This window comes from Effusibacillus pohliae DSM 22757 (assembly GCF_000376225.1).
GTDB classification, from domain to species: domain Bacteria; phylum Bacillota; class Bacilli; order Tumebacillales; family Effusibacillaceae; genus Effusibacillus; species Effusibacillus pohliae.
Genome location: NZ_AQXL01000110.1, coordinates 23,046 through 42,209, shown reverse-complemented (window position 1 = coordinate 42,209; position 19,164 = coordinate 23,046). Strand labels below are relative to the sequence as shown.

The following is a 19,164-nucleotide window of genomic DNA, read 5'->3' as shown; positions in this document are numbered from 1 at the left end:
CAGCTTCACCAACTGGGGGACACTGTTCGGTGACCAGGTGCTGGCCTCTGCCTTGCTCGACCGGCTCCTACACCACGCCACCACCATCAACATCCGCGGCAACAGCTACCGGATGAAGGACAAGCTGCGCGCCGGGGTGACACATGCACTGAAGGAGGAGGTGACCGCGTAGACCGAACATATGTCTGGGGAATGATGCGCGATGATTTTGGGGAAATGAATCCGCTGTTTGTGGGGAATCGAGCGCGATTTTTTTGGGGAGTTTTAATCCGCTATTGACAACTTCAATCCACTTACGATGAATCAACTGGCGTTAACTTGATGAGCCAACTCTACTCTGAAATGGGCACTTCTAGTTGGGGTACAACGATTTACAATTGGCACTCAGGGATGGAGATTCACGCCAGAAATTATGGAGGGTATCACTTCCAATCTAACGAAATCACTGGTGACTATTGGACGGGACTAACAAACGAAATTAATGCAGGCCGTCCCTTGGGAATGTATTTTGGTTTGAGTGGCTCTCCCTATACCTACCATTTTGTAGCGGTGCGTGGATGGTTAACGTGAATACATGGGGAACCGATTCTTGGATCGATTGGTCCAGTTCATCCGGATACACCTTATTATACGTACACCCAGGCTACTAAAAAAGCCTGGGTCGTCAGATGTTCCATGCCAAAGGGAGCGTGATCGTCTTGCAGTATTCGCGAATCGCGGCCGCCGTTTGTCTGTACCTGCTTTGCCTCGTGGATCTGGCCGGTGCGAACGGTCTTCCCGTCTCGCTGGAATCTTCCCCGTCCGCCATGCTGGTACCAGATGCCAATTCAAAAATAGAAGTTGTCGCAGAAGAGCTGACGTTCGATTTTCGCCCGCCCGCCGCTCCTTCCGATGCATCACCGTTGGTCACCGCCAAATATCGACTGAAAAATCCATCGCCGCAAGCGGCACCCCTCAAGGTAGCGTTTCTCTACCTGAAACCGGCAGCCGATATCAAGGCCACCTGGAACGGACAGGATGTCCCGATGCAACCGCCGGGACCGGATATGCCGCAGGGTTGGCAGCCCCCGCAGGGACTGGAATCAATTAACCGAATCGACACGCGCTGGCTTAATCCGTCAACCGGCGAGACCTATGCGAACAAAACGGTGTACGCAAACGGGCTGCACACCGCCTTGTTTCCCCTGACGGTTGCCGGCGGATCGGAAGGGGAGTTGGTCGTGACCTACCATCAGGAAGCCACCGCCTGCGATGCGTGCAACGATTCCCGGAAACGGATGTACCATTTCACATACCTGCTGTCACCCGCCGGCTATTGGAGTTCGTTTCAAAACCTGTCTATCCGAGTGATTGCACCGCCCAATTTGGCGATCGCCACCCAACCACAGCTTGATGTCAGGGAAACCGGGGAAGGCGGCCGGATCCTGAGCGGGTATTTTAGCAGTTTACCGGACAGTGAATTTTTTGTTTCCGTTCACAACCGTTCCATTGCGGGCACTCCGTTTCCCGTCGGATCAACGGTGACGCTCCTGCTTCTAGCGACCGGCACCTGGATGCTGCTGCGCCGGGCCAAAATGTCCAGTCGCCAGTGAAAGGAGAAAAGGGGCAACCTAGCAGGTTGGGCTGCTCGAATCGGATGAGATTTTATACTCCCAACGTCTGCGAGAGTACCGTTCGGAACTTCGTTCGTCACTTGCGTGAGCAGCATGGCATCCCGAAAAGCAAGCCCATGCGCCAGTACGAAGCGATCGAAGATCCACCCATGGGACAGCAGATGCAGGTCGATTTCGGCGAAACGAAAACGCACGATCTTCATCAGCATCCTGTGCGGTTATCGTGCATAACGTTCGTCCTGTCCCATTCCCGGTACAAATACGTGGAATGGCAGGATCGACCGTTCACCACAACGAACGTCATTCGTTGTCATGAAATGCCTTCGAATTTTTCGGCGGCATGACCCGTGAGATCGTCTATGATCAGGATCATTTGCTGCTCGTCAGCGAGAATCATGGTGACCTGATCCTGACAGCCAAATTCGCTGCCTACGTCCGGCAACGCGGATTTCAAGTGCGCATGTGCCGCAAGCAGGATCCGGAAAGCAAAGGGCGGGTGGAAAACGTCGTTGGGTTCGTCAAACGCAACTTTTCCCGTCATGGCGAGCGTGTCGTTATAATCCATGAACAGGCAACTGTGAACAATCCGTCCATCGTCTGGATCTTAATGCCCCGGCGCCAACATGCTCGCTAGGAACAAACAAATCCCTTTAGCTGAGCGTAGATCTTTAAAAATTGCTGGAAGCTACGCTTCTTTGTCATGCCTACTTTTCTGGAAAGCAGCATAAAAAGAGCGAAGAACTAGCAGTTTCCAGCTACAAACACCCTAAACCACTAAACATTCCCCAAACGGCCCAGATCATTTCCGAGCCTCTATTGTAATCAACCGGATCGATCAAATCTTTCGTTTCTGGTATAATTCCATAACACTTGGTCCAGTTTTTTCCACAGGACGTAGCGGATTTGTTCCGGTTTGTTGTATGATACACTTGCAAACATCAATCGGATCGGAGGATGTGCGTGAATCGGTCGGATCGCCCCCTGGCGGGGCAAGTGGCGATCGTGACAGGCGCCTCGCGCGGCATCGGCCGGGCAATCGCCCAGGAGTTGGCCCGGCTCGGCGCTGCCGTGGCGGTCAACTATCTCCATTTAAAAGAATACGCGGAGCAAGTGGCATCGCTGTGTGAGTCTTTCGGGGTACGGGCGATCCCTGTGCAGGCGGATGTGACAAAACCGGAGGATGTCGCCCGGCTGGTGGAAACCGCCTGTTTGTATCTGGGCAAGCCCGACATCCTGGTCAACAACGCCGGGATCGCTAGCCACAGTTTGCTGATCGACACCACCGAGTACGAATGGGACCGGGTGATGGCAGCCAACCTGAAAGCCCCATTTTTGTGCGCAAAATCGGTGTTGCCGCACATGATTCGGAAGCGGTACGGACGAATCATCAACATGTCGTCCATCTGGGGAATTGCGGGAGGTTCGGGGGAAGTGGCCTATTCGGCGGCAAAAGGCGGCCTCATCTCGTTCACGAAAGCGCTCGCGAAAGAGATGGGGGCGTCCGGGATCACCGTTAACGCCGTTGCGCCCGGCGTGGTGGAGACCGATATGCTAAGCATGTTAACCCAGAGCGATCGCGAAAACCTCTCCCAGCAGACGCCGGTCGGACGGCTGGGGACGCCGCAGGACATCGCATCGGTGGTGAGCTTTCTCGCCCTGCCCGCATCCGGCTTTATCACTGGCCAGGTGATTTCTCCCAACGGCGGGTTCCTCACTTAAAAAATGACCAGCTTTTCCCTCGAGTCGAAAAGCTGGTCGTTTGTTTGCAGGTCACTGTTACCATTGCTGATCCGCTTTGATCAGATAAAACGAGCTTCCGCGATGATCCCACGCTTGTTCGGCCATTTGAATCGTCAGGTAACCTCTCGCCGCCTGCCTGTACAGGTCGGCCAGACTGGTCAGCGGCAGCAATGTCCGATTCAGTTTGCCGAGCGTCCATTCACCCGTTTCGTCAACCTTCACCTTTCCCGCATACGCAAGGTTCAACCGCTCCGACAGGTCGTCGCCGATAAACGTTTCGACGACGGCGGCATACTTGTAGGCGGTGTCGACAAACAGCATGCGGCGCGTCTCCTGGCCATCCGCCTTCACCCGGCCCAGAATCTCCAACGCTGCACACATTTTTTCGGCCGCTTCTACCTGTTTGAACTGTTGGTACGCCTCCGTGATGTCGCGTCCTGTGGAATCGAACACCTTCCCGTTTTTCATCGTCAGCGGAAAGAGAAATGGTTTCTCCGACAAGTGAATCCCTCCTACCGGTGAGCCCACACGACCGGTTCCTGCAAGAGTTTTATTATCCATTATCCCTTTTTTAGCGCCCCATAAACTTCCGTATCATATTTTTCCGCCAATTTCGGATCGTACGTTTTCACGTACTTCGGTTCTGCCGACAGCTTCGCCCCATAGAACATCACGTCGCGAACCTCGTCCACTTCGATGTCCACCTTGATCATGTTGAGGGCGACACCTTCCAGACGCTTCGTATCTGCCTTGGCCACACCGCTGATCGAGTAGCAGGAATCGGGTCCCGGCACCGCCACGGAAACCCGTCCGTCTTTGTTGATATTCGCGACGACGCGGGAACGCGGGTCGATCGCGAAGCGGATCCGTTTCGGATTGATCGCAAGCAGCCAAGAAATCGCCGCGACGTTGGGGGCGCCTGTCTCATGATCGGTCGTGTGGAGAAACACCAATTTTTCCCCTTGCAAAAAATCCACCAGTTCCTGCGACAATTCGGTTGCCACTTTTTCTGCCATAGAGATCCCCTTTCCAATTGGCAAGCAAATTTTTCCCTATTATACCATAACGCATGCGCGTTCTCCGTTCTGTCTTCATCTCATGCATACGCCCGGCCGGGCAGGACATCCTATTGGCAGAACGATCCGGTTGCGGCTTGAGCCGTCGTGGAAGGGAGGTTATCCGATGTCCATTGCAGAACGTCCTACACTACATGACACGTTCGCTGATGATCCGATGCTTGCCAGCATGCGGGAAGCGGACGACCAGATGGAAGCGGAACAGGAGACGGCAAAGCAAGAGATTCCGTTCGATTCACCGTTGAATCCTTATATGGACTGACAAAACAAATGGAGTGTCAACGTTTGCCGTTTGCACTCCATTTTTTGAGCAAGCATCACGCGATCGCTTACCTCAAGCGCGGAAACGAAATCCAGCCGAGCAAGTTGATCCGGTGCTGCTTGCCTTTTTCCCGCACATACCCAAAAAAGTCTCCGAGAAACATCTCCCATTTCTTTCCGATCTCCTTTTTCAGCGCCTGGTCGTTCATAACCGCCGCCACGCTTTGATTCAGAGCGGTTTCCAGATGGGCTAGCGCCTGCCGCAGATGGTGATCGATCGTTTGTTCTTCCGTCATACGCCTCACTCCTCGCTTGCAACCTTATTCGAGAGCAATCTCTCGGTCCAACTGTTTTTTCATTCGTTCAAACTGGGCTTCCGCGATGATATCTTCCATTTCTTCGCGCGTGATCTGAACCGCGTATTTTGCCCGGTTGACCAGCTCTTCCGCTCCCCGGATACCGATAACGGCCAGGGGACGCAGGACATTCTTGGCAATCGGCAGCACCACCGGAGCAGCTAGTGCAAGCGCGATGCCGGTGACGATTTTTTCAAGGTTACCTTGCATTCTCCCATTTCCTCCTTCGGAATCGTTTTAGACCGCCGAATCAACCGTTTCCACGGCGGCGGCCACCTCTACCCGGGGCAAATTATGACGCTCTCCGATAGCCCGTTCAACCGGTACTTCGAGCTGGCTGACGCGCGTCGCCCGGACCAGGAGGAGCAAGAATACGGCGTCCGCCAGCACATTGATGGAAAATGAACTGAACCCGAACGGGATCGCCAGCAGGCAACCGACCACATTCCAAAGCTTCGCGACCACCAGATGCTGCCGGACCATCTGATCGATCCGGCGGGCGTACTCTACGGCCGGGACGACATCCTGCAATTGTTCCAGTGAGACAGACGGAATGTTCATCGTGTTGGCCAACTCTTTCGCACCGAAAGCATCCCCACTTACAAGCAGCACATGTTCCCCCTGACGCAGCATCGCGTGGAGATCGTGCGCCGCTCGCCTGCCTTCACAGGCTAACCAGGTAGGTTCGATTCCCTTTCGAAGCAGCGTCTCCCGATCGATCTGCAGGCTGTTGTGCAAAGCGCCGATCTGCCATTTCGAATTGGCAGCCCGGTTGACAAAATCGGCAAATTCGGGCGTAACGCCACCCATTTTGCCGGCCAGCAGCCCGCGGCACAACCGTTGGTTGTGTTCCTGTTTTGCCAAAAATTGGAACAGATAGCCTGCTTTTTTCAACCGTTTCGCTTCCAGATCGTACTCGCTGCAATCCACGCCGTTTTGCCGCATGAATTCCCGGTCGCCGAGCAACACTTCCAACCCGTTGACTTTCCCTTTGATACCATGCTCTGTCACTGACACGTCAAAAGCGGTACGAACGGTGCGACCGCTTGCTTCCGCCTGCCTGAACACCGCCTGTCGCCACGGGTGATCGCTTTTCTTCAGGAGGGATGCCGCGAGACACCAGATTTTTTCTGCCTGATCCCGCTTCGAAACGCAGCGGATGTCCGAATCGTCATCCTGCCTGAAAATCAATGAGGTGTCTTCGAACAAAACGGTTTTCGTGCGGGCCAGTTGCAGCAAGGAACCGCGGTCCGGCACTTGATATCCTCGTTCGCGAGCGATTACCTCCGCCTGCCGCCAGGCATAATCGGACGGCAAGGTGGCCGGCCGCGGGTTGGCCGCCAGCAGCACGGCCAGCCCGGTCAGCGGATTGCGGGTGGCCGCCCATGCGGCGGCAGCGAGAGCGATTCCCCAGATGCCCGCCTGTTCGCTGTACCGCCTGATTTCCGGACAGGACCAGGCGGGCGACGCTTTGCTGTCCTGCTCAAAAGCCGCCTGCTGCCGCTGCCAGTTCAGATACTGGATCAAGCTCAGTCCGCACAGCACGACCAAATTTTCCCGCACCAGCGCCAGCACCAACGCACTCAGAAAAATCGGATCGATCGTCGGTTTGCTGCCGCTCCGCTTGCCGTTGCGCACCGCCTGCTGAACGACCTGGGCGAAAACCGGATAACCCATCACCACCGAGACCAATCCGGACAGGTAAAAAGCGGCCGGATTTCGCGCCAGGGCGGACGGTCCGCCAATCCACAACTGTTTGACGGCAAGCGCCCCCAAACCGCCGACCGACAACGCCAAGCCCAGGGGAACCCGTTCGCCCACATATTCGTTTTTTGCGACTGCGGAAGCGGTCGGAAGCGAAGTCACACCGGCCGGCTGGGCGGCAGGCGCCACTTCCCGCTCCGCCGTCTGCATCTGCACCATTTGCGCTTCAAAAGAGCGGATGTGCTGCAGGATGGCCTGCAAAGTGATCCGCTGTTCGTCGTACACGAACAAGACTCGGCCTGTCAGCGCGCAGGGGGAAACTTTACAAATCCCTTCCAGCCGCCGAAATCGCTGCAAAATCCAGCTTTCCGCCTGTCGATTGTGTCGGAGTCCGTGCACCTCGACGCGGACTCTGCCAGGGAGCGCTCGCACGAGTCTCCCTTTCTCGTGGATTCCGGGCATAACGATTCTCCTTAAAAATCAGGTTGAACTAGGCATATTGTGAACGGTTTGCCAAATTTTATTACTGAACGGGCGCAGAATATTTTTGGCCGGTTCGGGTATGCTTAGCAGCAGTTGGCTGACTTTGGCATTGAATGGAGGGTTCTGGATGGTTCGATTTTTCCGATCGCCGCTTGGTCTGACCCTGACCGCCGCCACCGTCATTCTGGCGCTGTCTCCGGAAGCCAGGCAAGCGGCCCGCAAACTGGCGGTGAAAGGCACGGTCGCCCTGTTGGATTTGATGGACCAGGTTCGCAGCACCGCGACCGGTGCCCGGGAGCAGTTGAGTTCTCTGGTGGAAGAGATGCGTCTCGTGGAGTCCATGGGCGAAGAGTCGCAAAAGCAAACGGAGCCGGTCCAATCTTAACCGTTATTCCCCGCCAGCTACCGGGGATTTTTGAACCGCCTGACAGGCGAACGGGCACAGAAGCGGCCGCGTCCGCTCCCGCTAGTACCGCTCGGCAGCAAAAAGGGGCAGGAACAACCGAAGTTGTTTTCGCCCCTTGTTTCGCGTTACGCAGCTGCCCCCTGATTTGCGGAACGGGATCGCTGGAGCAGCTTGCCGATTCGCTCCAACAGCGGCCAAATGATCTGTTCGCTTGTGGAAGCGACCGGTCCGACCCCACCGGCAATGGCTGCGGCAACCAGCCAATCCTGCAATGCGAGCGGTGTCGTCTGCAACAATTGCGACAGTCCCGGCAGATGGATGCTGAGAGCGAGAATCGCAAGCGAGGCGAACAAAGCGATCGCCAACACCCGGTCTTCCCACAGGTCGCTGAGCTTGGCGAGACGCGACTGTCGGCGCCAGTGAAACGCCTGCCACAATTGCGACAATATCAACGTGGCAAACGCAAACGTAGCGGCAAACAGTGGATCGTCGCTGATCAGCAGCCCGCCCGCATACGCCAGTAACGATATGCTGCCCGATACGATCCCATGCGTCACGATCGGTTTGTGCAAGTGTCCCAGATCGCTGTTTTGGTGTGGCTGTGAAGGATCCATCCCGCGCCGTCCTGCAGCCAACCCGATCGATGCGACGGTGCCGGTCAGCAGGTTGACGATCACCGGTGAAAGCGCATGATGGGCCCCGGCCAAACCGGAAACGATCGAATACACCGCTTCTCCGATGTTGCCGCTGAGGATGAATCCATTGGCATGGCCGATGCGGGAGCGGGCGTGCCGGGTTTCCTCCAGCGTCTCCACGATGTCCTGCAATCCCCGCCGAATTCCCTGTTCGATCGCCATCCAGACCGCTCCGTAATATGCCCGTTCCTGGTCGCAGCACCCGATAAAACACACATCGGAGAATTGCTCACGCAGTTTTCGCAGCACCTGCAGGCGCTCCCGTTCATCGGCGGCGACGATCCACATGTCGGACTGCTGCAATTGCGCTTGTCCATGCTCGAGACCGGCCAGAAATTCGCTCGCCGGAAGGATGCGGACGTTCGCATTCTCAAACACAACCGCTTTCCGGAAGGTCGGATCCTGCAGTACGCATTCATGCACGGTCAGCACAACGGGCAGGCCGAGTTTTGCAAACCGTTGCAACAATTGGGACGAAGCTTGGTACGTTCGCCGAAAAGCCAGAGCGCCAATCCAGATCAGGCCATCAGTCTCCTGTTTCGCAGCCGCCTGTTGCCCGTCCGGTTGCGGAAGCGTGCCAGCTCCGCGAAGGCGGTAAGCAAATCCAACGGTGCACTCGTGGTGCCGCCGGGCGGTTTCCAGCCAATCCTCCAACGACCGGCGAATCCCGTCAGTTTTGGCAACGGTGTTGTCCGGGTTCAGAAGAGCCAGATTTTGCTCCGGTCCCATCACCCGCCGGCAGCTTTCAAACAGCAGTTCCGCCGGCCCGCGAACCACTTCCACAATCGGTCCGCCGGGGACCTGGAAGGCTCGCATTTCAAACAGACCGTGCTCCGGCAAGTCAGTGTGATCGATCCATGGCCAGCCGCTCACATCGAACGCTGTCGGCACCTGAAAATGGCTGTACAGCCGGTTCACCGCCCGGTCATAAGGCCCCCATTCCCCGTCCACGCGGGCAAACAGCCTCGCCGCTTGCACGACGGACAGACATTCGGATGAACCGCTTGGTTGTGTCCGAATGCCGCTTTTGTAAAAAAGCAGCTTCCCCGCATGTTCGTGGTCCTGTACATCAGCTGCCACCGTCCAGTGCGACTGCGGACACCACAACTTGCTGGGATGCATGTCCTGCGTGAGAGCTTGTTCGGAGAGGACCACCAGCTTGGTGTCCTCCAGCCGGTCCACATGGTGCAGACTCGGCAGGTCCTGCCCTCTCCAGCCGGTTCTCTGGACCGCGGTCCAAAACGCCAAGCAAATCGGCAACGAGAAACCGCCTGGAATCACCGACGTAGCAACAGCGCTGGCCGTTTCCACAGCCACCGCCGCAGGCCAGCCGACCGCCAGGACCAAGCCGGCTGCGAGCAGCAGGACCACCCAGCCGATTTTGGTCAGTTGCTTGGAAAACTGATTGTAGCGTGTTTCTGTAAACAAATGTTGATGTTTTGGTTTGCGAAAAATGGACGCATGCCGCGTGGAATTCCCGGTGGCGGTGACGAGGGCTTGCGCCGCGCCGCCGATTACAACCGATCCGGCGACCAGCCTGTTCGCATCCGTTGCGGCATGTAGCCGTACAGGTTGCCCGAATTCAGAATTCGCCGCGCATTTCAACATGACACGAAACGAAGAATCGGCATCCATTTCGCGGACCTGCAGATTCGTGCAGCGCAAGATGACGCAATCGGCCGGCACCACATCGCCTTGCCGCAGGAAAACGATGTCCCCCGGAACCACGCGGGCCGGAGCGACTTGACACAGTTTGCCGTCCCGCAGGACGGTCGCAGTCTTTTGCTGTTCCAACTGGTGTCGGTAGCTTTGCTCGGACCGCAGTTTTAACCGGGTTGCATAAGCGGCCGAGACGGCAAAGACCAGAAACACAATGGCGGCGTCCGCGTATTTGCCGATCGCCAATGCCAACGCGCCGAAGCCCAACAGGCTGAGTGCGGCCACATTTTTAAAATGTTCGCCGAATAGTTGCGCACGGCCGACCTGCGGCCGGTAGTGGTTATACCCGTGTTGCTGCAGGCGGGCGGTTGCCTGCTCCGAGGTCAACCCTTTCTCCCAACCGTCCATCAAATCGCTTTGCTGCAGCTGTCCTTGCACAAGATTCGGCTGCTGGCCGCCCGTCACCAAATTTTGCAGGAAAATCGCAGGAATCCGCGTCAACTGAAGCGCTACCCTGCCCACTCTGTTGATCATCTGGATCATACCGGTTCACCTCGCTGTTCCGGATCTCAAATCCTCCTGCCCCTAGATTCCCCAATCCAGATTCGATTAACCGACTGACAGTTGCGGGCGCAGCTGGTAATTTGCGGACTTCCGTCCGGAAAACCGGTGCAACGAGCCAAGGATGGTTTCGGTCAAGCGCGGGGTCAACCGTACCGCTGCAAAAACGGTCGCCAGAATCAACGCCCAATGATGGAGACCGAGCGGCACGCTGTTGAACGCAAACCGCAATTGCGGCAAGTAGATGGCAGCCCCGAGCCCGGCCAGCGAGACGCCCAAGGTGGCGATCATGATCGAATCGCTCCGCCAATCTCCCGGTTCGCCGCTGCCTTTCCGCCAGTAGGACACTTGCGCCAATTTTCCAATGCACAGAGCGGCCAACGCCATCGTTCCGGCCAACGCAGGATTGCCGGTGAAAGTAGTGGCTCCCAGAAACAGAACGCTGGTCGCCAGCCCGACCAGCGCTCCGCCGGCGATTACCCGGGCGATCTGTCCTTTGTCGAACACTTCGCTGGCTGCGGGCAGCGGTCGTTCGGCAGCCGCCAGCCGGCCACCGGGCCGGCCGAGGATCATCATCATGGTCGGCAGTGAATCGGTCAACAGGTTCATGAACATCATTTGCAGCGGCATCAGAGGCAGCGGCAAACCGACTGCAACAGTCAGCCCCGCGTACAGCACTTCCGCAAAATTGCCGGTAAAAATATACCCGATCGTGCTCCGGATATTGCGCAATACTGACCGCCCTTGGCGAATCGCCTGGACGATAGTGGAAAAACGGTCGTCCATCAAAACCAGCGAAGCGGATTCTTTCGCTACATCGGTGCCCGATCCGAGCGCAATGCCGACGTCCGCCTGCTTCAGTGCCGGTCCGTCGTTCACTCCGTCACCTGTCATGGCGACGATCCGTCCCCGCTTTTGCAGGGCGGACACGATCCGCTGCTTGTCAGTAGGTGACACCCGGCTGTAGATTCGCACAGAGTCGCTGGCGGCCGCCAACTGTTCATCGCTCACGTTTGCCAAATCGGCCCCCGTCAGCACCTGGCCGGGTTCCCACACCAGCCCCAGTTCCCGGCCGATGGCTTCCGCGGTTTGCGGATGGTCGCCGGTGATCATCACAACTTGGATGCCCGCCTTTCGGCACGCCGCGATGCTGTTTCGCACATCCTCGCGCGGCGGGTCAACCATCGCAAACATTCCGCCAAACACCAGATCGGCTTCCAGTTCCTCCGCTGGCAACGAGACCGGTTCCTCCTGCAGCTTTTTGTAGGCAACCGCCAGCACACGCATTGCTTGACCGGCCGCTTCCCGCTCCTGGTCGATGATTTTGGTGCGCAGGCGGGGATCCAGTTCGCAGACGGCACCGCCGATTTTTGTAAACTGGCATCGTTCCAGAACCACATCGACCGACCCTTTCATGAAGACGAACGTATCGCCGCCGCGATTTTGGCAGACAACTGTCATGCGCCGCCGGTTCGAATCGAACGGAATCTCGAACAGCCTGTGCCACCGGTTGCGGCAATCTTCCGGCGAAACGCCCGTTTGCACCGCTGCCGCAAGCAACGCCGCCTCCGTCGGGTCTCCCTCGACCGCCCGCCGGCTGCCCGCCCCGGCGATGTTCCCTCTCCTTGTTGCCGAATCGACCCGCTCATGAAAGAATGAGGCATCGTTGCAGACAGCAGCAATCGTTGCCAACCACGCCAGATCCTCATCGGGTGCACCCTGGCCACGATCCCCGTCACCCGACACGGTCCACGTTCGATCGGGAGAAATGACGGACCGCACGGTCATCTGATTTTTCGTCAGTGTGCCTGTCTTGTCGCAACAGATGACATCGACTTTCGCCAGCGTTTCAAGCGCGGACAGCCGCCGGATTACCGCCTTGTGGCGAACCATCCGGCGCATCCCCGCAACCAGCGACAGCGTGATCATGATCGGCAGCCCTTCCGAAATTGCGGTGGTCGCCACCGAAACTCCGGTCATCAGCGTTTCGGTCAGCGAGAATCCTTGCATAAATCGCGCCGCTACAACCAACCCGGCAATCAACAGTGCCGAGATGACCAATGTTCGCGCCACCACATTCAGCCTTCGCTGCAGCGGTGTTGGCCGATTTTCCACCGTCTGCAGGCCGCTGGCCAGCTTGCCCATCTCCGTTTTTTCACCGGTTGCGACCACCACCGCTTTGGCCCGGCCGCGAGTGATAAATGTACCCATGTGCAGCATGTTTTTGCGCTCGGCCACAGGCAGGTCCGGTCGGCTGACGGCGGCCGCTTTTGCCACCGGCAACGATTCGCCCGTCAGAGCCGACTCGTCGACTTCCAGATCCCAACTGTCCAGCACAACCGCATCGGCCGGAATCCGATCGCCCGCTTCCAGCAGCAAAATGTCACCGGGCACCAATTCGTTCGCCAGAATCTCCGTTTGCTCGCCCGACCGGATGACTTTCGCCTGATGCACCGCCAGTTTCTGCAACGACCGGATGTCATTTTGCGCTTTCTGTTCCTGGTAGGTGCCGATCACCGCATTGACCGCCAGGATCAACAGAACGCCCGCGGTATCGCGGATTCGCCCGAAAAAAATCGGCAGTGCCGAAATGCTGACCATCGCGAGCGTGGTAAAGTTAAACAGTTGTCGGAAGAGCGTCCTGTACCAGGCGGCCGCTTCCGCCTCCGGCAGTTCGTTTGCGCCGAAATACAGACGTCTGCTGGCCGCCTCCGCGGCAGTCAGCCCATTTTGGCTGTCACTTTGCAGATGCTGCAAAATTTCGGACGGCCGCAAGCAGTGCCAGTCGAGTTTCACAGCGAGCGCGCCTTCTGTGGCAAACTGCTCTTTCGCAGCAGCAGCCAATCGGACCGGTTGCGGCAGCAGCCGTTCAAGTTCAAGCAGCCGCTGTTCCAGCTCCGCATGTGTCAGTTTGCTTTCATCAAACAGAACCAGCACACGGCCGGTGACCATCCCGGCTGACGCCATCCTCACGCCGGGGACCTGCAAGCAAAATTCTTCAAATAAACGGCAGCTGCGGGCGTCGTTTTGCAACCCGTATATGTACATTCGCAAGCGCCCCGGCATACGCCGGACAAACCGCACTTCCAACTCCATTCGCCTCTCTCCTGGCAAAAATCGTTTGCAGACGCCGGTCGGCAGGCCGAAAGGGCCTTCCGCACGCTCGACCGGGAAGGCCTTTCTGCCCGCCGTTATTTTACTGGTGCTGGTCAGGGGAATACATGGTTTGCGTTTTGTTCGCGGCTGTGGCAGTGCTGCCGCCGATCCCCTGCATCGTTTGATTGGCTGTTGACACAATGCTCGACCACGTGTTTGACACTGCCTGGCGCACCCGCGGGAATACCGCGTACGCCAACATGCCGGCTACCACCCATTCAAAAGGCTCCATCAGCTATCCCTCCTCTGACCTGTATTGTCACCATCCGGTTCGGAATCATACAGTCGCGTTCAGCTTGTCAGAAACTGTCGCATGTGCCGCGTAACCGGCAAGCGGCTGCAAATGAACGGTGCGCCCGAAGTTCGCGCGCAGCAGATTGCCAATCCTGTCGACCAAGCGAGCCGTCGGCTTGCTGAGCAGCGAAATCGAATAGCCGATTCCCAGCACGATCACCCAATGCGGCAATGCCAACGGCACAGTTTGGAACAGGCGTTGCAACGGCGGCAGATACACGATCGACAACAGTCCGGACCACGAGACGACCAATGTACCGACCATAAACCGGTCCCGCCACAGGCCGCCCGGTTCCGGTTGCGTATCGCCGCTCCGCCACCAATCGACCGCCTGGATCAGTTCGCTGGCGCAAACGGTCATAAAGGCGAGTGTCCGGGCCAGCATCACATTTCCGGTGAACGCCAGCGCTCCGCTGAACACCGCCATCGTGGTCAGGCCGATGATCACGCCGCGGGAGATGATTTCGGAAATCAGGCTGCGGTCGGTCACATCGCACTCGCTGCGCATCGCCAACCGCTGCGGATCCTGCTGCGGATGCCCCATCGCCAGCGCGATCGACGGCAGCGCGTCAGTAAACAGGTTGATCAGCAGGATTTGGATCGGCACCAGTGGCAGCGGCATCCCGGCAAGCACCGCCAGCATCGCATAGATCACTTCCCCCAGGTTGCCGCTTAGCAGATAGCCGAGCGCCTTCCGGATATTGCCGAGCACCGTGCGGCCTTCCTGCACTCCTTTGCAGATGGTGACAAAATTGTCGTCGGTGATGATCATCGAAGACGCCTGTTTGGTCACTTCCACCCCGCTTTTCCCCATCGCGATTCCGACATCCGCCTGCTTCACCGCCGGCGCATCGTTCACCCCGTCGCCCGTCATGACGACAATTTCGCCCCGATTTTTGAAGGCGGATACGATCCGTAGCTTGTGATGGGGGGACACGCGGGCGTACACGTCGATATGCGGAACCAACTCGGTCAGTTGCGATTCGTTCATTTGCTCCAATTCGCTGCCGGTGATCACCCGCCCCTCGTCCTCAAGCAGATTCAGTTCCCGCGCGATCGCGGCCGCGGTTTGCGGATGGTCGCCGGTGATCATCACCACTTTGATGCCCGCTTTTTTACAGCTGGCGATGCTTTCTTTCACCTGTTCCCGCGGCGGGTCAATCATGCCGATCAGTCCGGCAAAAATCAGGTTGCTCTCCGCGACTTGCTCAGTCCGCAGTTCCTGGTCGGCCAGCGGCCGGCAAGCGACCGCCAGAACGCGCAGCGCCCGTGAGGCAAACTGTTCATTTTGCCGCAAAATCGACGTTTGGTGCGAAGGCGAAAGCGGCACAGCCTGGCCATCAATCTGCACTCGGTTGCACAGTTGCAGGACCTCTTCGATCGCGCCTTTGACGATCAGTTGATGCTGGCCGTCCCGATCGCGGCAGACGACCGACATTCGCCGGCGCTCCGATTCGAACGGCGTCTCCTTGATCCGCTGCCACGGTTTTCGGCAATCGTCCGGCCAGATATTCGCTTTTGCCGCCGCGACCAGGATCGCCCCTTCCGTCGGGTCCCCCTGGATCGTCCAGCCGGATTCCGGAACGGCTGCCGGGCACTGCCGCCATTCCGTCACCCAGTCGGCCGTCCCGTTATGCAGCAGTTGGGCATTACTGCACAAGGTGGCGGCTGTCAGGATCCACCGCAAGTCAGTTGCTTGCTGCGGGTCAATCTCCACCCCATTTTCGGTAAAAAAACCGATCGGCGCGTAGCCGTTTCCCGCCACTTCCCAGGTTGTTGTGGCGCTGGCTATGGCCCGCACGGTCATTTCGTTTTTCGTGAGGGTTCCCGTTTTGTCGGAACAGATCACGGTGGCCCGTCCGAGCGTCTCCAATGCGGACAGTTTGCGCACCAGCGCATTTTTGCCAACCATCCGGCGCATGCCCACCGCCAGCGCGATCGTAATCATGATCGGCAGCCCCTCCGGGATGGCGGAAGTGGCCAGGCTGACGCCGGTCATCAACATATCGACGGTCGGAATGCCGCGGAGCAGTCCGACCAGTATCACGAACAAGCCGGCAGCGAGTGAACCGAACACGAGATATTGGCCGAGCGTGTTCAATTTGCGCTGCAAAGGAGTCGATTCATCCGACTGGCTCTGCATCAGCGCAAACAGGCGGCCCAGTTCCGTGTTCATGCCTGTGGCGACAACAACAGCCCGCGCGCGGCCGCGGGTAACATGGGTGCCCATAAACAGCATGTTGGTGCGATCGGCGAGCGGCGCGTCGGATTCGCACAATCCCGCTTTTTTCGCCACCGGCACCGATTCGCCCGTCAACGACGATTCATCCACTTCCAGATTCCAACAATCGATGATGCGAGCATCAGCCGGGATTTGATCACCCGGGTCGAGAATGATCACATCACCCGGCACCAGCGCATCGGCCGGCACTTTCATTTCCTTCCCGCCGCGCAGCACGCGGGCGCTGGGAGCGGTCAGTTTGCGCAGTGCCCGCGCCTCATTGTCCGCCTTCTGTTCCTGAAACGTGCCGATCGCCGCATTGAGCACCAGGACCCCGAGGATGCTAAGCGCATCGAGTGTCCGGCCCAGAAACAGCGCAACGGCAGCCGACGCGATCAAGGTGATCGTCATAAAATTGGCGAACTGCCGGAAAAACAAACGGCCCCAGCCGGCAGGCGGCACTTCTGCCAGCCGGTTTGGCCCGTGCCTGGCCAATCTCTCATTGATCTCCCTCAATAACAGACCGGACGTGTCGGTTCGCAAGCATTCGATCGTCCATTCGATCGATTGTGCGTGCCAGTGCGTGTCAGACGGGACTTGATGCACGATTTCCGCCGCGGAAGCAGCCACTTCCCGACTGGCTCCGCCCCACGCGACGTCTTCGCAGCCACCACCCGTAACCTCCCCGACAATCTGCAGCATTTCACAAAGTTGCTGCGGCTGCACCACCGATTGATCAAACAAAATCAGTACTCTGCCGGTGACGGGACTGGCTTCCACCAGCCGAACGCCGTGCAGCTGGCCGAGGGCCTGTTCGATCTCGCACTTTCGTTTCGGATTCTGACGCAAACCGTTTACTTTGATCCGCAGCCGCCCCGGTACGTCGGTACGGCTTGTCCAATTCCGCAGAAATTCGAACAATCGGATCCCCTCTTCCATCCAAAGCTGTGTTTATTGTTCGGGGGACCATTCGTTTTTATTCCTTACATCGATTGAACCGATGGGCGCTTGTTCCATGAAAAGAGCCGCCCGCACGGGCGGCCTGCAAGCGGCTCCCCGTGACAAGGCGGCTTATGCCTGATTCGCATATTCTTTTTGCTTCTGATAGCGATCCCGCTCATTTTTCTTCAGAAACTTCTTGCGCAGCCGGATCGATTGCGGAGTGATTTCGCAATACTCGTCTTCGTTCAGATACTCGAGCGCCTGTTCCAGCGAGAGGATGCGCGGCGCCTTCAGTTTGGTGGTTTCTTCTTTCGTCGCGGAGCGGATGTTGGTCATCGCTTTCGCTTTCGTAACGTTGACAGTGAGGTCATTGTCACGGTTATGCTCGCCGACGATCATCCCTTCGTACACTTCCGTCCCCGGTGTTATAAACATCACTCCCCGATCTTCCAGACCTTCCAGGCTGTAGGTGGTGGCGGTGCCCGATTCGCTGGCGATCAGCACCCCCTGCCTGCGGCCTTCCATCTCCCCACGGTAGGGCTGATATGAATGAAAACTGTGGTTCATCACGCCATAGCCGCGCGTTTCCGTCAAAAAATCGGTGCGGAAGCCGATCAGTCCGCGCGCCGGGATGAGAAACTCCAGCCGCACGTTGCCCGTCCCGTGGTTGACCATGTTGATCATATCCGCCTTGCGGGTGCCCAACCGCTCCATCACCGCCCCCATGTACTCTTCCGGGACGTCGATCACCAAATGCTCGAACGGCTCCATTTTCACGCCGTTTTCTTCGCGGATGATCACTTGCGGTTTCGACACCTGCAGTTCATAGCCTTCCCGCCGCATCGTTTCAATCAAAATCGACAGGTGCAGCTCTCCCCGCCCAGACACCAGGAACGCATCGGGCGAATCGGTTTCTTCTACCCGCAGCGAGACGTCCGTTTCCAGTTCCGCCAGCAGCCGTTCTTTCAGCTTGCGGGCGGTCACGTGTTTGCCGTCCCGGCCGGCAAACGGAGAATCGTTGACCAGGAACGTCATCTGCAGGGTCGGTTCGTCGATATGCAGGAGCGGCAACGCCTCCGGCTGCTCGGGATCCGCCACCGTCTCCCCGACGTTGATTTCGCCAAGCCCCGCAATTGCAATGATATCTCCCGCTTGGGCGGTCTCAATCTCGACTCGTTTCAATCCGATAAAACCGAACAATTTCGCAACGCGCGCCTTCTGGATTGTACCATCCCGTTTCACAACAGCCACCTGCGAGTTCAACCTGATCTCCCCGCGCTGCACGCGGCCGATGCCGATCCGTCCCAGATAGTCGTTATAATCGAGCAGCGTGACCTGAAACTGCAGCGGCGCCCCGGGATCGCCTTCCGGTGCCGGAATGTGCTGGACGATCGCGTCGAACAGCACCTGCATGTTCGTCGTTTGCTGATCGGGCTCCAGCGACGCGTAGCCATGCAGGGCGGACGCATACACAACCGGAAAATCGAGCTGTTCGTCGTTGGCGCCCAACTCAATAAACAGCTCCAGTACTTCGTCGACCACTTCCTGCGGCCGGGCATTCGGCCGGTCGATCTTGTTCACCACCACGATCGGCGTCAGGTTCTGTTCGAGCGCCTTGCGCAGCACGAATTTCGTCTGCGGCATGCAGCCTTCGAACGCATCCACCACCAGCAGCACCCCGTCCACCATCCGCATGATCCGTTCCACTTCACCGCCGAAGTCGGCGTGGCCGGGTGTGTCCACAATGTTGATCGTATAGCCGTTATATTGAATAGCCGTATTTTTCGCCAAAATCGTAATGCCCCGTTCCCGTTCCAAATCGTTTGAATCGAGAACCCGTTCCGCCACATGTTCGTTTTCCCGGAAAATCCCGGACTGCTGCAGCAATTTGTCGACCAGTGTCGTTTTCCCGTGGTCGACATGCGCGATAATCGCGATATTTCGCAGTTTTTCCTGGTGATTCATGCTGTACCTCCCGCCGCTTGTGTACGAGACAA

15 protein-coding genes and 1 pseudogene are annotated in these 19,164 nt (G+C 57.8%); 6 read left to right on the top strand and 10 right to left on the bottom strand.

Features of this window, described 5'->3' with window-relative positions:
- From C230_RS21895 to ymfI, 4 genes and pseudogenes are all read left to right on the top strand, one after another.
- Positions 1 to 172: ATP-binding protein (locus C230_RS21895; RefSeq protein WP_018131189.1), on the top strand; the 172-nt coding region annotated here is incomplete at its 5' end.
- Between the two features lie 496 nt (positions 173 to 668).
- Positions 669 to 1,592 (top strand): hypothetical protein, encoded by a 924-nt coding sequence (locus C230_RS0106335; protein ID WP_040393060.1) that lies wholly within the window; start codon positions 669 to 671, stop codon positions 1,590 to 1,592.
- 62 nt (positions 1,593 to 1,654) lie between these two features.
- Positions 1,655 to 2,154, top strand: a pseudogene (locus C230_RS23335) (DDE-type integrase/transposase/recombinase); the annotation flags it as partial.
- A gap of 419 nt (positions 2,155 to 2,573) precedes the next feature.
- On the top strand, positions 2,574 to 3,332 hold the full coding sequence (ymfI, locus tag C230_RS0106320) for an elongation factor P 5-aminopentanone reductase (RefSeq protein ID WP_018131187.1): 759 nt from the start codon (positions 2,574 to 2,576) through the stop codon (positions 3,330 to 3,332).
- 57 nt (positions 3,333 to 3,389) lie between these two features.
- On the opposite strand, the gene C230_RS0106315 is transcribed toward ymfI, so the two are convergent.
- On the bottom strand, positions 3,390 to 3,854 hold the full coding sequence (locus C230_RS0106315; protein ID WP_018131186.1) for a hypothetical protein: 465 nt from the start codon (positions 3,852 to 3,854) through the stop codon (positions 3,390 to 3,392).
- 59 nt (positions 3,855 to 3,913) lie between these two features.
- Positions 3,914 to 4,369 (bottom strand): pyridoxamine 5'-phosphate oxidase family protein, encoded by a 456-nt coding sequence (locus C230_RS0106310; protein ID WP_018131185.1) that lies wholly within the window; start codon positions 4,367 to 4,369, stop codon positions 3,914 to 3,916.
- Between the two features lie 166 nt (positions 4,370 to 4,535).
- Between C230_RS0106310 and C230_RS22425 the strand changes: the two genes are divergently transcribed.
- Positions 4,536 to 4,691: a hypothetical protein gene (locus C230_RS22425; RefSeq protein ID WP_018131184.1), complete on the top strand. Its 156-nt coding sequence runs from the start codon at positions 4,536 to 4,538 to the stop codon at positions 4,689 to 4,691.
- Positions 4,692 to 4,758: 67 nt separating this feature from the next.
- Here the strand turns inward: C230_RS22425 and C230_RS0106300 are convergent, their stop codons facing one another.
- The 3 genes from C230_RS0106300 to C230_RS0106290 are packed head-to-tail and all read right to left on the bottom strand — an operon-like array spanning position 4,759 to position 7,212.
- Positions 4,759 to 4,986, bottom strand: a complete 228-nt coding sequence (locus C230_RS0106300) for a hypothetical protein (protein WP_018131183.1) — start codon at positions 4,984 to 4,986, stop codon at positions 4,759 to 4,761.
- Between the two features lie 24 nt (positions 4,987 to 5,010).
- Positions 5,011 to 5,256 carry a DUF5132 domain-containing protein gene (locus C230_RS0106295; RefSeq protein WP_018131182.1) on the bottom strand — a complete coding sequence of 82 codons (246 nt, stop codon included), beginning with the start codon at positions 5,254 to 5,256 and terminating at the stop codon, positions 5,011 to 5,013.
- A 27-nt stretch (positions 5,257 to 5,283) separates the two neighbouring features.
- On the bottom strand, positions 5,284 to 7,212 hold the full coding sequence (locus C230_RS0106290; protein ID WP_018131181.1) for an HMA2 domain-containing protein: 1,929 nt from the start codon (positions 7,210 to 7,212) through the stop codon (positions 5,284 to 5,286).
- 148 nt (positions 7,213 to 7,360) lie between these two features.
- Between C230_RS0106290 and C230_RS0106285 the strand changes: the two genes are divergently transcribed.
- Positions 7,361 to 7,618 (top strand): hypothetical protein, encoded by a 258-nt coding sequence (locus C230_RS0106285; protein WP_018131180.1) that lies wholly within the window; start codon positions 7,361 to 7,363, stop codon positions 7,616 to 7,618.
- Between the two features lie 146 nt (positions 7,619 to 7,764).
- Here the strand turns inward: C230_RS0106285 and C230_RS0106280 are convergent, their stop codons facing one another.
- From C230_RS0106280 to typA, 5 genes are all read right to left on the bottom strand, one after another.
- Positions 7,765 to 10,536 carry a P-type ATPase gene (locus tag C230_RS0106280; protein WP_018131179.1) on the bottom strand — a complete coding sequence of 924 codons (2,772 nt, stop codon included), beginning with the start codon at positions 10,534 to 10,536 and terminating at the stop codon, positions 7,765 to 7,767.
- Positions 10,537 to 10,602: 66 nt separating this feature from the next.
- Positions 10,603 to 13,650, bottom strand: a complete 3,048-nt coding sequence (locus C230_RS19645; protein ID WP_018131178.1) for a cation-translocating P-type ATPase — start codon at positions 13,648 to 13,650, stop codon at positions 10,603 to 10,605.
- Between the two features lie 100 nt (positions 13,651 to 13,750).
- Entirely contained in the window at positions 13,751 to 13,942 is a 192-nt protein-coding gene (locus C230_RS0106270) for a hypothetical protein (protein ID WP_018131177.1), read from the bottom strand.
- Positions 13,943 to 13,987: 45 nt separating this feature from the next.
- On the bottom strand, positions 13,988 to 17,146 hold the full coding sequence (locus C230_RS19640) for a cation-translocating P-type ATPase (RefSeq protein WP_018131176.1): 3,159 nt from the start codon (positions 17,144 to 17,146) through the stop codon (positions 13,988 to 13,990).
- Positions 17,147 to 17,296: 150 nt separating this feature from the next.
- Positions 17,297 to 19,132, bottom strand: coding sequence for a translational GTPase TypA (gene typA / locus C230_RS0106260; RefSeq protein WP_018131175.1), 1,836 nt, complete (start codon positions 19,130 to 19,132; stop codon positions 17,297 to 17,299).
- Positions 19,133 to 19,164 lie beyond the last annotated feature (32 nt).